Raw genomic sequence first — 260 nt, 5'->3', positions numbered from 1 at the left:
GAAATCGAATCCGTCATTGCGATTGATACAGCCAAAAGCATCGATGAATTAACCTGCATTCTGGACGAGCGCGGTCGGCGCGATCCCGAAGGCCTTTCCGAGAAGATCAAACTAACAATCAAACAGAATGTTGGAGAATTCATCACCAGCTCTATTGGCTTTGCAGCGAACCGGCAGTTAGCGAAGATGGCCTGCAAGGCTGGCAAGGATGCCAGTAAAAGAGTCGGCCAATATGGCAATGGCTTAGCGATCTGGCACCC

General features: G+C 50.4%; 1 protein-coding gene. It reads left to right on the top strand.

The features are described 5' to 3' along the window. The coding region (locus HBA93_RS21850; protein ID WP_502910176.1) for a Y-family DNA polymerase at positions 1-260 on the top strand (260 nt) is incomplete at both ends.

Origin of the sequence: Ochrobactrum sp. SFR4 (assembly GCF_019730395.1) — a bacterium.
In the GTDB taxonomy this organism is placed as follows: domain Bacteria; phylum Pseudomonadota; class Alphaproteobacteria; order Rhizobiales; family Rhizobiaceae; genus Pseudochrobactrum.
The sequence above is the reverse complement of the archived record's forward strand: the minus strand, read 5'-3'. Positions and strand labels throughout refer to the sequence as shown.